General features: G+C 72.3%; 14 protein-coding genes. 9 read left to right on the top strand and 5 right to left on the bottom strand.

Annotated elements, in window-relative coordinates; translation table 11 throughout:
- Positions 1–31 precede the first annotated feature (31 nt).
- Complete coding sequence (locus H5368_RS09890; RefSeq protein WP_182824139.1) at positions 32–844, top strand: SprT family zinc-dependent metalloprotease; 813 nt, start codon at positions 32–34, stop codon at positions 842–844.
- Positions 845–862: 18 nt separating this feature from the next.
- Here the strand turns inward: H5368_RS09890 and H5368_RS09885 are convergent, their stop codons facing one another.
- Positions 863–1,705, bottom strand: a complete 843-nt coding sequence (locus H5368_RS09885) for an alpha/beta hydrolase (protein WP_182824137.1) — start codon at positions 1,703–1,705, stop codon at positions 863–865.
- Positions 1,705–2,676, bottom strand: coding sequence for a ferrochelatase (hemH, locus tag H5368_RS09880; protein WP_182824135.1), 972 nt, complete (start codon positions 2,674–2,676; stop codon positions 1,705–1,707). Before hemH ends, H5368_RS09885 begins: the two co-directional genes overlap by 1 nt.
- Positions 2,677–2,847: 171 nt before the next feature.
- On the opposite strand from hemH, the gene H5368_RS09875 reads away from it, so the two are divergent.
- From H5368_RS09875 to H5368_RS09855, 5 genes are all read left to right on the top strand, one after another.
- The gene (locus H5368_RS09875) at positions 2,848–3,762 is read left to right on the top strand and encodes a lipid-binding SYLF domain-containing protein (RefSeq protein WP_182824133.1); all 915 of its coding nucleotides are present in this window, start codon (positions 2,848–2,850) and stop codon (positions 3,760–3,762) included.
- A gap of 78 nt (positions 3,763–3,840) precedes the next feature.
- Entirely contained in the window at positions 3,841–4,083 is a 243-nt protein-coding gene (gene tatA, locus H5368_RS09870) for a Sec-independent protein translocase subunit TatA (protein WP_182824131.1), read from the top strand.
- Between the two features lie 31 nt (positions 4,084–4,114).
- Positions 4,115–4,603, top strand: coding sequence for a Sec-independent protein translocase protein TatB (tatB, locus tag H5368_RS09865; RefSeq protein WP_182824129.1), 489 nt, complete (start codon positions 4,115–4,117; stop codon positions 4,601–4,603).
- The gene (tatC, locus tag H5368_RS09860; RefSeq protein WP_182824127.1) at positions 4,584–5,339 is read left to right on the top strand and encodes a twin-arginine translocase subunit TatC; all 756 of its coding nucleotides are present in this window, start codon (positions 4,584–4,586) and stop codon (positions 5,337–5,339) included. Before tatB ends, tatC begins: the two co-directional genes overlap by 20 nt.
- Entirely contained in the window at positions 5,339–6,028 is a 690-nt protein-coding gene (locus H5368_RS09855; RefSeq protein WP_182824125.1) for an RDD family protein, read from the top strand. The genes tatC and H5368_RS09855 overlap by 1 nt, the downstream gene beginning before the upstream one ends.
- 9 nt (positions 6,029–6,037) lie before the next feature.
- Here H5368_RS09855 and H5368_RS09850 read toward each other — a convergent pair whose 3' ends face one another.
- From H5368_RS09850 to H5368_RS09840, 3 genes are read right to left on the bottom strand one after another with little or no spacing between them, the layout of a single operon-like run.
- Positions 6,038–6,952 (bottom strand): hypothetical protein, encoded by a 915-nt coding sequence (locus H5368_RS09850; protein WP_182824123.1) that lies wholly within the window; start codon positions 6,950–6,952, stop codon positions 6,038–6,040.
- A gap of 51 nt (positions 6,953–7,003) precedes the next feature.
- Positions 7,004–7,756 carry a glutamine amidotransferase gene (locus H5368_RS09845; RefSeq protein ID WP_182824122.1) on the bottom strand — a complete coding sequence of 251 codons (753 nt, stop codon included), beginning with the start codon at positions 7,754–7,756 and terminating at the stop codon, positions 7,004–7,006.
- Between the two features lie 24 nt (positions 7,757–7,780).
- The gene (locus H5368_RS09840) at positions 7,781–9,598 is read right to left on the bottom strand and encodes a GspE/PulE family protein (protein WP_182824120.1); all 1,818 of its coding nucleotides are present in this window, start codon (positions 9,596–9,598) and stop codon (positions 7,781–7,783) included.
- A gap of 87 nt (positions 9,599–9,685) precedes the next feature.
- On the opposite strand from H5368_RS09840, the gene glyQ reads away from it, so the two are divergent.
- The 3 genes from glyQ to H5368_RS09825 are packed head-to-tail and all read left to right on the top strand — an operon-like array spanning position 9,686 to position 14,747.
- Positions 9,686–10,597 (top strand): glycine--tRNA ligase subunit alpha, encoded by a 912-nt coding sequence (gene glyQ / locus H5368_RS09835; RefSeq protein WP_182824118.1) that lies wholly within the window; start codon positions 9,686–9,688, stop codon positions 10,595–10,597.
- Positions 10,598–10,614: 17 nt separating this feature from the next.
- Complete coding sequence (gene glyS, locus H5368_RS09830) at positions 10,615–12,801, top strand: glycine--tRNA ligase subunit beta (protein WP_182824116.1); 2,187 nt, start codon at positions 10,615–10,617, stop codon at positions 12,799–12,801.
- A gap of 50 nt (positions 12,802–12,851) precedes the next feature.
- Positions 12,852–14,747 (top strand): autotransporter assembly complex family protein, encoded by a 1,896-nt coding sequence (locus H5368_RS09825; RefSeq protein ID WP_182824114.1) that lies wholly within the window; start codon positions 12,852–12,854, stop codon positions 14,745–14,747.
- Position 14,748 lies beyond the last annotated feature (1 nt).

Below are 14,748 nucleotides of genomic sequence, written 5' to 3'. Positions count from 1 at the left end.
CGTTGCGTGCGCGCACCGGTAGAATGCGCGCATGTCGTCCCTGCTCCGCCTGCTGCTTCCGAAGTCCATTGCACCGGGCACCCGCAACGTCCAGCGCGACACCGTCGCGCTCGCGATGGACGATGGCAGCTCCATCGATGTGCTGCGCGTGCGCGATCCGCGCGCGCGCCGCGTGCGCCTGTCGGTCGATGAACGCGGCGCGCGCCTGACGCTGCCGCCGCGCGCCAGCCTGGACGCGGGCGAACGCTTCCTGCGCGAACACAGCGACTGGCTGCAGGCGCAGCTGCGGGCGCACGCCATCGACCACATCACGCCGCTGCAGCGCGGCGTCACCGACACGCTTCCGTTGCGGGGCGAACTGCTGCCCCTGCGCTGGGAGCGCGGACGCTTCGCCTGCGTGGTGCGCGATGCCGACGGCCTCGTGTTCCGCGATACCGCGCGTGGCGGCGGCACCGCGCTGCGCCGCGCACTGCGCGAGTTCTACGAGAGCGAAGCGCGCGCCGACGTCGGCCGCTGGCTGCCCGGCTACCTGCCCGGACTGCCGCGCGCGCCCGCGCGCCTGCGCCTGAAACCGATGTCCTCGCAGTGGGGCTCGCTGGCGCCGGACGGCACGCTCGCGCTCGACCTGGCGCTGGTGCTCGGCCGTCCCTCCGCGTTCGAATACGTGCTGGTGCACGAGCTCTGCCACCTGCTGCGCGCCGATCATTCCCCGGCGTTCTGGCACGAGGTCGAGGCGCGCTGCCCGGGCTGGCGCGCCGAGCGCGACTACTTCCGCAGCGAGGGACGCCAGCTCAAGGCGGCGCTGCGCGTGCTGCTGTCCGTGGACACCATCTCCCTGCGTTGACGGGCGGCAGCGGCGCGCTCAACGGACGAGGAAGTCGCCGATCGCGTCGGCCACCGCCTGCGGGTCTTCCATGTGCAGGTGGTGGCTGCCGGCGATGATGGTCACGTCGCCATCGGGCAGGCGCGCTGCGCGCGCGCGGCGCAGCGCATCGGGCAGGTAGGCCTGCGCGGGGTCGGCGAACACCACCCGCGTCGGACAGGTGATGCCGGCCACCAGGTCGTCGACCTGCGCCTCGGTCATGCGCACCATGGTCGGCAGGGTCAGGCGCGGATCGCTGCTCCAGCTCCAGCCACCCTCCACCGCCACCACGCCGCGCTCCACCAGCAGCCGCGCCACCGGCTCGGTGAGGCCGTTGGCCTGCATGCGCGCGCGCACCGCGACTTCGAGGTCGGGGAACACCCGCAGGCGCTTGGCGGGCAGCGCGCGCGTCGCGCCCACCGCCTGGCGCAGCCGGGACACGGTGTTGTCCGGGGTTTCCGAGAGCGCACCCAGCGCCTCGATCGCCACCAGCCGCGTCACCCGCTCCGGGCATGCCGCCGCCACGAGGCTGGCGATACCGGCACCCATCGAATGGCCGAGCAGCGCGAAGCGCGCCCAGCCGAGCGCGTCGGCGATGTCGAGCACCGAATGCACGGCACCGGCGAACGAATAGTCGGCGCCCGCGCCGAGGTGGTCGCTGGCGCCATGCCCGGGCAGGTCGACCGCGCGCAGGTCCACGCCGGGAACGTGCGGTGCGAGCGGGATGAAGCTCGCGGCGTTGTCGAGCCAGCCATGCAGCGCCAGCACCGGCGGCGCACCGGGCGTTCCGGCGCGCAGGCCGCGCACCTTGCCCAACGGCACGTCGAGTTCGAAGGCTTCCATCAGCGCCAGGTTGCCAGTTCGCGCGCGGCGATCGCCGCGATCGCGTCCGCATGCGCCGGCGCGTCGTTTAGGCAGGGGATATAGGCGAGTGTCTTGCCGCCATGTTCGCGGAACAGCTCCGCGTTCTGGATCGCGATCTCCTCGAGCGTCTCCAGGCAGTCGGCCGAGAAACCGGGGCAGACCACGTCGACGCGGCGCGTGCCCGCCTGCGCCAGCGCGCGCACGGTGGCGTCGGTCGCCGGCTTCAGCCACGCGCCCGCGCCGAAGCGCGACTGGAACGCCGTCTTCCATTCGCCGTCCTCGAGTCCGAGCGCGGCGACGATCGCCCGTGCACCGGCGTGGCACTGGCGTTCGTAGGGATCACCGGCATCCACCAGCCGCTGCGGAATGCCGTGGAACGAGAACAGCAGCAGTTCGCCGCGGCCGTTGGCCTGCCAGTGCGCACGGATCGATGCGGCCACCGCGTCCACCCAGCCGGGATCGACGGAATACTCGTCCACCACGCGCACCTGCGCGGCCGGCATCACCCGCTCCACCACGTCGACCACCGAGGCGGTGGTGGTGGTGGAGTACTGCGGATACAGCGGCAGCACCAGCGCGCGTCCACCGGCATCACGCACGGCAGCGAGTGCGTCGGCCAGCACCGGCGCGCCGTAGCGCATGGCGTGCACCACGCGCACGCCGGGCATGCGCGCCTGCACCGCTTCTGCCAGCCGGCGCGTATGCACCGCCAACGGCGAGCCGCCGTCCATCCACACCTGTTCGTACTTGTGCGCGACCGCCTTCGAGCGCCGTGGCAACACCGCCAGGCGCAGGATCGGCTGCCACAGCCAGCGCGGCAGCGCGACCACGCGCGGGTCGGACAGGAATTCGCCGAGGTAGGTGCGGATCGCTTCGGGCGTCGGCGCGGCGGGCGTACCGAGATTGACCAGCAACAGCGTGTCGCCGGCGGCGGGATGGGATTCGGTCATGGGGGATGGCTTCGCGGGATGCGCGTGGCGTTCGGCAACAGGCTGCAGTTTACGGGTTCGCCGCCTCATCGCCGATTCATCGCCGCGCGCATAGCCTGACGGCCTGCGCGACGCGGTCGACATCGTGCGCCGCCCGCCGCATCCTCGTGCCATCCCTTTCCGGAGTCCGCCATGTCCGCCACGCGTAACCAGCTCCGCTTGCCCGCGCTTGCCGCCGCGCTCGCGCTCGCCCTCGTCGCCGCGCCCGCCGTTGCCGGGCCGGACCAGGATGCGCGCGCGCTGAACGCCGTGCGCGTGCTGACCGACATCCAGCAGATTCCGGAGTCGGGGATCCCGGACAAGCTGTTCGACGAGGCCCGCGCGATCGTGGTGGTGCCCGACACCATCAAGGCCGGCCTGGTGCTCGGCGGCCGCCGCGGCCGCGGGCTGATGTCGGTCAAGAATCCCGACGGCACCTGGTCCAACCCGAGCTTCGTGACCCTCACCGGCGGCAGCATCGGCTTCCAGGCCGGCGTGCAGTCGGCCGACGTGGTGCTGGTGTTCCGCAGCGACCGCGGCCTGGAATCGATCGTCAACGGCAAGTTCACCCTCGGCGCCGACGCCGCGGTGGCTGCCGGCCCGCTCGGCCGCAATGCCTCCACCGCCACCGACGGCGAACTCAAGGCCGAGATCTGGTCGTGGTCGCGCGCGCGCGGCCTGTTCGCCGGCGTGGCGCTCGACGGCGCGGTGCTGTCGATCGACGACTCCGCCAACGAGTCCGTCTACGGCCGCGACACCACGCCGCGGATGATCTTCGAGGGCCGTGCCAGGGGCCAGCCGTCGGCCGCGGTCGTGGATTTCCGCGACCGCCTGGAAGAAGCCACCGCGCTGGCGCGCAGCAACCGCGGCACGACCGCGGGCGCGCCCCGCACGGCCCCGGCCACCCTGCCGGCCGCTGCCGGCACCGCGGTGGTCGACACCCGGCCCATCGACGCGGGCAACACGCTGGCGGCGCCTTCCGCGTTCGAACCGGTCGAGGACAGCCCGGTGCTTGCCGAGCCGCTGCCCGAATCGCTGCCCGAGCCGCTCCCCGAACCGGGCTGGTGAGCGCGCACGCCCCGCCGGCACGCGTCGCGCGGGGCGTCTTGTTATCCTGAGCGCCCGACGCATTCCAGGTAGAGCAGCATGGGCAGTTTCAGCATCTGGCATTGGATCATCGTGCTGGTGGTCGTGCTGCTGATCTTCGGCACCAAGCGCCTGCGCGGCGCCGGCCGCGACCTGGGCGAAGCGGTGAAGGGCTTCAAGAAGGGCATGTCCGACGACGACGACAAGCCGGCCGGCCAGCTCGGCGACCAGTCGCGCCCGAGTGACCAGTCGCGCGAAAGCGACAAGGCCCCCGACCAGCACGACGACAGCGTCAAGCGCTGAGCCCCCGGGCCGGCGCTTCGCGAACGCACACATGTTCGACCTCGGCTTTGGCGAGTTGCTGCTGATCGCAGTGGTCGCCCTGGTGGTCCTCGGCCCCGAACGGCTGCCCAAGGCGGCGCGCTTCGCCGGGCTATGGGTGCGCCGTGCGCGTGCGCAGTGGTATTCGGTGAAGTCCGAACTCGAGCGCGAACTCGCCGCCGAGGAGCTGAAACGCAGCATCCACGAGACCCGCGAAGCCGCGGGCAGCCTGCGCGACCGCGTGCGCGCCGGCGGCGACGAGATGCAGCGCGATTTCGAACGAATGCGCGATGAAGTCAGCGACGCGATCGAGCCGTGGGCACACCCCGCAGCGCCCGCTGCGGCCGCCGACGCGGACCCGGAGCCGGCGGATGCGCACGGGCCCGCACGCGACGTCGCCCACGACGGGCCGGTGCGCGGAGACGACGCGTCGGATCCGGGCGCCAGCAACGGCGACGCGCCCCCTGCCGCGGGAGACGCGCATGTCCGCGGAGACCGATAGCGGCGAAAGCCAGCTGTTCGACCACCTGCTGGAGCTGCGCGCGCGCATCATCCGCGGCCTGGTCGGCTTCGGCGTGGCGCTCTTGGCGTTGCTGCCGTTCGCCAACCGCCTGTACGCATTGCTGGCGCAGCCGCTGATCGACAAGCTGCCCGAAGGCGCGCACCTGATCGCGGTCGAAGTCGCCTCGCCGTTCTTCGCGCCGCTGAAGCTCGCGTTCTTCGCCGCGCTGGTGGTGAGCATGCCGTGGCTGCTGTACCAGGCCTGGGCGTTCGTGGCGCCGGGTCTGTACCGCCGCGAGAAGCGCCTGGCGCTGCCGCTGCTCGCGACGTCCCTGCTGCTGTTCTATACCGGCTGCGCGTTCGCGTTCTTCGTGGTGCTGCCGTCGGTGTTCAGCTTCCTCACCGCGGTGACGCCCGAGGGCGTGGCGATGATGACCGACATCAACGCCTACCTCGATTTCGTGCTGGTGATCTTCCTGGCGTTCGGCATCAGCTTCGAGCTGCCGGTGGCGCTGGTGATCCTGGTGCTGCTGGGCTGGGTGACGCCGGCGCAGCTGCGCGAGTCGCGCGGCTACGCGATCGTCGGCATCTTCGTGCTGGCGGCGGTGATCACCCCGCCGGACGTGATCTCGCAGCTGATGCTGGCGATCCCGATGTGCCTGCTGTACGAGGCGGGGATCCTGGCGGCGCGCGCGGTGTCGCGACGCGCGCCCGCGGCGGGCGACGGCAGCGGCTGATGCGACCCGCCGGCTTCTGGCGGCGCGCCGCGGCGTGGAGCCTGGATGCCGCGCTGGTGGCGTTGCCGGTGCTGGGCGTTGTCTGGAACCCGCTGCGGCGTTCGATCGGCGCGCTCGGCGCCGCGACCGACACGCTGCTCGAAGCCACTGTCCTGCGCATGGCCGACGCGCTGCAGACCCTGGAGTCGCCGCTTGCGCTGGCCCAGGGCTGGTTGCGCGACCCGGAACTGCTGGCCGCGGCACACGGGGTGGAGTCGGCCCTGTCCGCGATGCTGCTGCCGCCGCTGGCGGCGTTCGTGGTCGCCTGGCTGGCGTGGTGCGTCGGCTTCGAGCGCACGCCCTGGCAGGCGACGCCCGGCAAGCGCGCGCTCGGCCTGCGCGTGGTGGATGCGGCGGGCCAGCCGCCGGGCATCACGTCCCTGCTGGTGCGCTTCCTCGCCGGCGGCCTGTCCTGGCTCACGCTCAACCTCGGCCATCTGCTCGCGGCGCTGCCGCCGCGCCATGCCGCGCTGCACGACCGCATCAGCCGGACGCGCGTGTGCCTGGCCGACGACGCACCGGCGCGCATGCCCGGTTGGGCAGGCGCATGGCTGTGGTTGCTCGCGGCCGCGACGCTCGCGGCGAACATCTGGCTGGTGTCCGCGGCGGGTGGCGTGCTGCGCGCCGCGCTGCAGCGCGCGCCGGGTTGAGCCGGCGGCTCAGGCGGCGACTTCGTGCCCGCCGCCGGCCGCCGTGTCCACGCCGCCACCGCAGATGTCGCGCCACATCGCATAGATCACGCCGAACATCACCACGTACAGCGCGACCATCGCCGCGAAATACAGCGGTGCCGCCAGCACCATGCCCAGCGCCGGATTGATGAACGAACCCAGCGCCATGAGCAGGGCCACGCCCAGCGCCAGCACGAACAGGGCGATCAGCCCGGCCACCAGCACCGCCACGGTCAGCACCAGCAGCGGCAGCAGGTTCTTCAGCGCGCCCAGCAGGCCATCGGCCAGCGACTGGCCCACGCCCGCGCGGCCCAGCGCGGCCTGGCCCAGGGCGAGCGAGTACAAGCCGTTGAAGAACACCCCGACGATGAACAGCAGCGCGAACAGCGTGCCGGTGCCGCTGGGCAGCGCCGGGATCACCGGTGCCTCGCCCGGCTCCGCCGACTCAAGCGCCTGCATCACCACCGCCATCTCGGCGAAGAAGTCGCCGCCGAACGCCAGCGCGATGGCGCCGAACAGCAGCAGGCCGAGCACGAGCACCAGCAGCAGCACCCCGATCACCCGGCCCGCGCCCTGGCCCGCCTGGAAGATCTGGAAGATCGAGGTGGCGTGCACCGGCGCGCCGGACTCGTTGGCGTGCAGCAGGCGCAGGTAGCCGGCGAAGAGCGGGCCCATGACCAGCAGCGAATACAGCACCGAAAAGCCGAGCAGCCCCACGGTCGCCGTCGCGCTGACCGCACCCATGCCACCCTGCACCACGATCTGCACCAGGGTGGGGACCAGCGCGACCAGCATCAGCAGCCCGGCGCCGCCGAACACCGCCTTTGGGTTGCCACCCCCCTGGTTGATCGCCTGCTTCAGCCAGCCGAAACCCGCAACCGGGCCCATCGCGCGCGTGGTCATGCCTTTCCCCGTCCCCAGCGTATCCGTGGCGGTCGCCACCCAGGCGACATTCTACTGGACGGCCGCCTGCCCGACGGCCGCGCCGCGCCGCGCGTGGCGCACGAAGCGACGCAGCACGTCGCGCGCGCGCGGTGCCGCCCTGACCGCGTCGCGCACCGCCACCGGGTCGTGGCCCTCGCCGGCCAGCGCATCGCGGCGGGCATGGATGTAGCCGCGCATGTGGGTGCCGCTGAACTCGGGGTGGAACTGCACGCCCCAGGCCGCATCGCCCCAGCGGAACGCGTGGCAATCGTCGAGCGCGGACGCAGCCAGCACGGTGGCGCCGTCGGGCGGCGCCAGCACGCTCTGCAGGTGCGTGGCCTGGGCGAGGATGGTCGGCGGCAGGCCCGCGAACAGCGGGTCGTCCGCCGCCTGCGGGTGCAGGTCCACGGCCACGGTGCCCATCTCGCGGCCGCGCGGGTTGTCGCCGACCGCGCCGCCCAGCGCGTGCGCCAGCAGCTGGTGGCCATAGCAGATGCCGAACACCGGGGTACCGGCGCGCGCCGCGGTGCCCAGCCAGTCGGCGCTGCGCTCGCTCCAGTCCTCGCGGTCGCTGACCATCGCGCCGGACCCGGTGACCAGGATCCCGGCAAAGCCGCGGTGCGACGGCGGCGTGGCACCGGCCTGCACGTCGACCACCGTCACCTCGCCGGGCGCGAGTCCGGCCGCGGTGCGGATCCAGTGCGGGAAGCGGCCGTGGCGGCGCATCGACGCGACCGGGCGGCCGGTCTCGAGGACCAGGAAGGGGGCGTGGCGGCGACTCATCGGCATTGATCCATGGACACGCCGCTACTCGCGCGGCGGCAGCACCGAGACGACCTCGGCAATCGTGGTGAGGCCCTGCGCGACCTTCTCGGCGCCGGCCATGCGCAGCGTGCGCAGGCCTTCCGCGGCACCCGCGCGGGCGAAGCCGGCGAGGTCCATGTCGGCGCTGATCTTCGCGCGCAGGGCGGGTGACACCGGCATCAGTTCGTACAGGCCAACCCGGCCGTAGTAGCCGGTGTTGCGGCATTCCAGGCAGCCGACCGGGCCGAACGGGGTGCCCTCGGGGATGCGCGCGCCTTCGCCGAGCAGCGCGCGCCAGTCGTCCGCGGGCACCTCCGCCGGCACCTTGCAGTGCGGGCACAGCGTGCGCACCAGGCGCTGCGCCAGCACGCCGTTGAGCGTGGACGCGATCAGGTAATGCGGCAGGCCGAGGTCGAGCAGGCGCGTGACCGCCGAGGGCGCATCGTTGGTGTGCAGCGTGGACAGCACCAGGTGGCCGGTCAGCGAGGCCTGCACCGCCATCTGCGCGGTGTCGAGGTCGCGGATCTCGCCGATCATGATGATGTCCGGGTCCTGGCGCAGCAGCGTGCGCACGCCCTGCGCGAAGCCCAGGTCGATCGCGTTGTGCACCTGCATCTGGTTGAGCTCGGGCGCGATCATCTCGATCGGATCTTCGACGGTGCACACGTTGAGGTCCGGCGTGGCCAGGCGCTTGAGCGTGGAATACAGCGTCGTGGTCTTGCCCGAGCCGGTCGGCCCGGTGACCAGCACGATGCCGTGCGGGCGCGTGGTGAGGTCGTTCCAGGCCGCGGCCTCGCCGGCGTCGAAACCCAGCGCCTCGAGCGGCTTGAACGCGGTGTCCGGGTCGAAGATGCGCAGCACGCACTTCTCGCCGAACGCGGTGGGCATGGTGGAGAGGCGCATCTCGACCTCGCGCCCGCCCGGCGAGCGCGTCTTGATGCGCCCGTCCTGCGGGCGCCGGCGCTCGGCCAGGTCCATGCGCCCGAGCACCTTGACCCGGCTCACCACGCCCACCATCACCGGCGGCGGCAGTTCGAACACCTTGTGCAGCATGCCGTCGATGCGGAACCGCACCTGGCTGGCCTCGCGCCGCGGCTCGAGGTGGATGTCGCTGGCGCGCTGCTCGTAGGCGTACTGCAGCAGCCAGTCGACGATGTGCACCACGTGCTGGTCGTCGGCGTTGACGTCGCCGGCGCGGCCCAGCTCCACCAGCTGCTCGAAGCTCGGCAGCCCGGCGTCGCCACCCTCGCGGTTGTCGCGCGCGCCGCGCACCGAACGCGTGACGCCGTGGAACTCCATCGCATAGCGGCCGATGTCGAGCGGGTTGGCGACCACCAGCGAGACTTCGCGGCGCAGCAGGCGTTGCAGGTCCGGCAGCCAGGCGGTATCCAGCGGCTCGCTGGTCGCGAGCACCGCGTGTGTCGGGGTGACTTCGACGGCAAGGATGCGGTGGCGCCGCGCGTAGGCCTGCGACACCAGCGCCGTGGTCACCGCCACGTCGACGCGGGTCGGATCGATGCGCAGGTAGGGCAGCCCACACACACCGGCCAGCCACTGCGACAGCCGTTCGAGGCTGAGGTCGGTGCCCACCGGCACGCGCGCGGGCAGCTTGAGGTTGGCGAGCAGCACGAGCGGATGGATGCCGTCCAGCGCGCGCGCCTGGCGCGACGCGGTGCGCGCGCGCTCGGCATCGTTCTCCGCAAGCAGGCCGTCGGCGACCAGCGCGGCAAGCACCGGCTCCAGTGCCAGGCGCCCCTGCGGCAGGCGTGCGGGCGAGGGCGTGGCGGCGTGTTCGCGAAAGGGAGAAGGCGGCTGCAACATCGCTCCGGCATCCGCATGGGGGCGTGCGGGGGCGCCGCTATACTAGCGCGCCCCGCCACGCGGCCTTTCCCCGGGCACCGAACGCGCATGACCGCACCGACCTTCCAGCAGCTGATCCAGCGGCTCAACGAATTCTGGGCCGCGCAGGGCTGCGTGCTGATCCAGCCGCTCGACCTGGAGGTGGGTGCCGGCACCTTCCATCCCGCGACCTTCCTGCGCTCGCTGGGCCCGGAGCCGTGGAACGCCGCCTACGTGCAGCCCTGCCGCCGCCCGACCGACGGCCGCTACGGCGAGAACCCCAACCGCCTGCAGCGCTACTACCAGTACCAGGTGGCGATGAAGCCCAGCCCCGACAACATCGTCGAGCTGTACTTCGACTCGCTGAAAAGCCTGGGCGTGGATCCGCTGGTGCACGACCTGCGCCTGGTCGAGGACAACTGGGAGTCGCCCACGCTCGGCGCCTGGGGCCTCGGCTGGGAAGTCTGGCTCAACGGCATGGAGGTCACCCAGTTCACCTGGTTCCAGCAGGCCGGTGGCCTGGAGTGCCGGCCGGTGCTTGGCGAAATCACCTATGGCCTCGAGCGCCTGTGCATGTACCTGCAGAACGTCGACAACGTGTTCGACATCGTGTGGACGCACGGGCCCGACGGCACGCCGGTGACCTACCGCGACGTCTACCACCAGAACGAAGTCGAGCAGAGCACCTACAACTTCGAACACGCCGACGTGGCCGAGCTGTTCCACCGCTTCGACGCCTGCGAAGCCGAGGCGCTGAAGCTCGTCGCACTCGACCTGCCGCTGCCGGCCTACGAGCAGGCGATGAAGGCCAGCCACAGCTTCAACATGCTCGACGCGCGCCGCGCGATCGGCGTCACCGAGCGCCAGCGCTACATCCTGCGCGTGCGCCGGCTGTCGCAGGCGGTGGCCGAGAGCTACCACGCACAGCGCGAGAAGCTGGGCTTCCCGGGCCTCAAGCAGGCCCCGGCTTCGGCCGCCTGACGCACCAAGGCACAGCAATGACCGATACCGCACCGCTGCTCATCGAACTCGGCACCGACGAACTCCCGGTCGCCGCACTGCCCGGCCTCGCGCAGGCGTTCCTCGCCGGCGTGCAGGATGCGCTCACGCGCCGCGGCATCGCGTTCACGGCCGGCGCGCGCCCGCTGTACTCGCCGCGGCGCATCGCCGCACTGCTCGACGGCGTGGCCGTGCTGCAGCCGGAACAGGCCAGCGAGGTGCCGGGACCGTACCTCAACATCGCGCTCGACGCCGACGGCCAGCCGACGCGCGCGTTGCAGGGCTTCGCGCAGAAGGCCGGCGTCGACTGGACCGCGCTCGAGCGCACCAGCGACCAGAAGGGCGAGCGTTTCGTGCACCGCGCGGTCACGCCCGGCGCGGCCACCCGCGACCTGCTGCCCGCGGTGCTCGCCGACGCCCTCGCCGCGATGCCGATCCCCAAGCCGATGCGCTGGGGCGCGCATGGCCACGCGTTCGCGCGCCCGGTGCACTGGCTGGTGGTGCTGCTCGGCGACGCGGTGGTGCCCGCCCAGGCCTTCGGCATCGATGCCGACCGCATGAGCCGCGGCCACCGTTTCATGCATGACCGGCCGGTGTGGATCGGCCAGCCGGGCGACTACGTCGACGCCATGCGCGCGGCCAAAGTGCTGGTGGACCCGGTGGAGCGCCGCGCGCGCATCGTTGCCGAGGTCGAGGCCGCGGCCACGGCGGCCGGCGGCCGCGCGCGCATCGAGCCCGGCAACCTCGCCGAGGTGGAATGCCTGGTGGAGTGGCCCAAGGCGGTCGCGTGCTCGTTCGACGCCGGGTTCCTGGCGGTGCCGCATGAGGCGCTGATCGCGACCATGGAAGCCAACCAGAAGTTCTTTCCGGTGCTCGACGCCGATGGCCGGCTCGGCGAGCACTTCATCGGCATCGCCAACATCGAATCGAAGGACGAGGCCGAGATCCGCAAGGGATACGAGCGCGTGATCCGCCCGCGCTTCGCCGACGCGCGGTTCTTCTTCGTCGAGGACATGAAGCAGGGCCTGGCGTCGATGAATGCCGGCCTCGCGGGCGTGACCTTCCAGGCGCGGCTGGGCAGCGTGGCCGACAAGGCCGCGCGCGTGGCGGCGCTGGCGCGCGACATCGCGCGCCCGGTGGGCGTGGATCCGGATCTGGCGGCACGCGCGGCGCTGCTGTCCAAGGCCGACCTGCAGTCGCGCATGGTCAACGAGTTCCCCGAGCTGCAGGGCATCGCCGGCCGCTACTACGCGATGCAGGACGCCTCGCTCGACGACCTCGCGCACGACGATCGCCTCGCGCTCGCGCATGCCATCGACGAGGCCTGGCAGCCGCGCCATGCCGGTGACGCCATCGCGCCGTCCGCGGCCGGCCGGGTGCTGGCCATCGCCGAGCGCCTCGACACCCTGGCTGGCGGCTTTGCCGCGGGCCTGAAGCCGACCGGCAACAAGGATCCCTTCGCCCTGCGCCGCGCCGCGCTGGGCCTGGCGCGTACCGTCATCGAAAGCGGGCTGGAGCTCGACCTGCCGGCGCTGGCCGCGCTCGCGGCGCGCCACGTGGTCGACGGCATGGCGGCGGTCGATGCCGCGCAGCTCGCCGCCAAAGCCGACGCCGGTGGCGACGCGGCCAGGGCCGGCAAACCCGCCGCGCCACCACCGGCGCCGGACGCGCTGGCCACGGAGCTCTACGACTTCATCCTCGAGCGCCTGCGCGGCTACTACGCCGACCGCGGCGTGCCGCCGCAGCACTTCGCCGCGGTGGCCGAGCTGCGCCCGGCATCGCTGCGTGACTTCGACCGCCGCATCGCCGCCATCGGCACGTTCGCGGCACTGCCCGAGGCCGAGGCGCTGGCCGCGGCCAACAAGCGCATCGGCAACATCCTGAAGAAGGCCGAGGGCACCCGCCCCGACCAGGTCGATGCGTCGCTGCTCGCCGAGCCCGCCGAGCGCGCGCTGGCCGAAGCGGTCGCCGAAGCCGAGGCCGACACCGCGCCAGCACTGGCCACCGGCGACTACGTCGCGGCACTGGAGCGCCTGGCGCGCCTGCGCCCCCAGGTGGACGCGTTCTTCGACGAGGTGATGGTGAACGTCGACGACACCGCGCTGCGCGACAACCGCCTCGCCCTGCTTGGCCGCCTGTCGGCGCGCCTGGGCGCGGTGGCCGCGATCGAGCATCTGTCGAGCTGACGCCCGGCGCCGTTAATCGTGGCTTGACGCCGGACCGGTATCCTCGCGCGATGCATCCAGCCTCCCGCGCCGCCATCGCCGTCTTCCTGTTGTCGATCGGCGGCCTTGCGCATGCGGTGAAGGTGTCGTCGGTGGAGATCCGCGGCCTGGACGAGGAGCTCGAGGACAACGTGCGCACGGCGCTGTCGCTGGGCGGCGCGATCGGCAGCGACGTCACGGCGCGGCGCCTCGGCTACATGCTGCGCGCCGCGGGCGACGAGACGCGCGAGGCGCTGGAGCCATTCGGTTACTACTCGCCGCGGATCGTGGTGGAACGCGAGCGCGACGGCGCCCGCCGGGTGGTGCTGGATACCGCCGCCCCGCCCGAAGACGAGGCCGAGAGCGTGGCCACGGTGGCGCGCGAGGTGCGCGCCGGCGATGGGGCCGGCGCGGACAGCCGCGGCCCGGTCGCGGTGGTGATCACCGTGGAACCGGGCGAGCCGGTGCGCGTGCGCCGCGCCGACATCGCCATCCTTGGCGAGGGCCACGACGACCGCTACCTGGAAGAGGAGCTCGACGCCTTCCTGCCGCGGGAGGGCTCGATCTTCCACCACCCGACCTACGAATCCAGCAAGACGCGCATCAGCCGCCGCCTCGCCGAGCGCGGCTACTTCGACGCCGACTTCTCCGCGCGCCGCGTGGAGGTCACCCGCGCCGATCACGCCGCCGACATCGAACTGGTGTGGACCAGCGGCGCGCGCTACGACATGGGCGCGACGCGTTTCCTGCAGCAGCCCAGGGGGGTGGTGCGCAACGACCTGCTCGAGCGCCTGATGTACTGGAACGAGGGCGACTACTACCACCAGGGCCGCCTCGACCGGCTGCGCACCTCGCTGGCGCGGCTGGACTACTTCAGCCGCATCGACATCCAGCCGCGCATCGAGGAAGCGGTGGATGGCGCGGTGCCGGTGGACGTGGTGCTCACGCCCGCCAAGCGCGACGTGTACACGGCCGGCCTGTCCTACGGCACCGACAGCGGCCCGGGCGTGCGCCTCGGCCTGGAGCGCCGCTACGTCAACGACCGCGGCCACAAGGCGCTGGCGCAGCTCGACTACGCGCGCAAGCGCAAGACGCTGACCCTGCAGTACCGCATCCCGGCCTTCCTTTGGCTTGACGGCTGGTACACCGCCAGCCTGCAGGCCGCCGACGAGCAGACCGACTACATCGACACCCGTCGCGTCGAGTTCGTGGCCAGCCGCAGCGGCCAGTACAACCGCAACCTCAACCTGGTCGCCGCGGTGCACGCACTGCGCGAGCGCTGGGCGTACGAATACGAGGACGACAACGATCCCGGCACGCCGGCGCTGTACCGCTACGCCACCTTTACCTATCCCTCGCTGCGCGCCAGCTACGTCGACCTCGACGACCCGCTGTTCCCGCGCAGCGGCTACAGCGGCCACCTGCTGCTGCGCGGCGGCGCCGAGGGCCTCGGCTCGGAGGCGAGCTTCGCCCAGGTGCACGCGCGCGGGCACTGGTACCTGGGGTTCGGCGACCTCGACCGCCTGATCCTGCGCGGCGAGTTCGGCCAGACGTCGACCAGCGCGCTGGTCGACATGCCGCCGAGCCTGCGCTTCTACGCCGGCGGCGACGGCAGCGTCCGTGGCTACGAATGGCGCGAGGTCGGCCCGCGCGTGGTCGATGCCGATGACGACAGCTTCGCGCTCGGCGCGCGCCACGTGTTCACCGCGAGCGCGGAATACGAGCACTATTTCCGCGGCAGCTGGGGCGTGGCCGCGTTCGTCGACGCCGGCAGCGCCTACGACAGCTCACCCGACATCCGCACCGGCGTCGGCATCGGCCTGCGCTGGCGCTCGCCGGTCGGGCCGCTCCGCCTGGACATCGCACGCGGCCTCGACGATCCGGACTCACCCTTCACCCTGCACCTCAACATCGGCGCGGACCTGTAGC

Origin of the sequence: Luteimonas sp. MC1782, from assembly GCF_014164605.1 — a bacterium.
Classification (GTDB): domain Bacteria; phylum Pseudomonadota; class Gammaproteobacteria; order Xanthomonadales; family Xanthomonadaceae; genus Luteimonas.
Note: the sequence above shows the minus strand (reverse complement) of the source record. Positions and strands in the feature narration are given on the sequence as shown.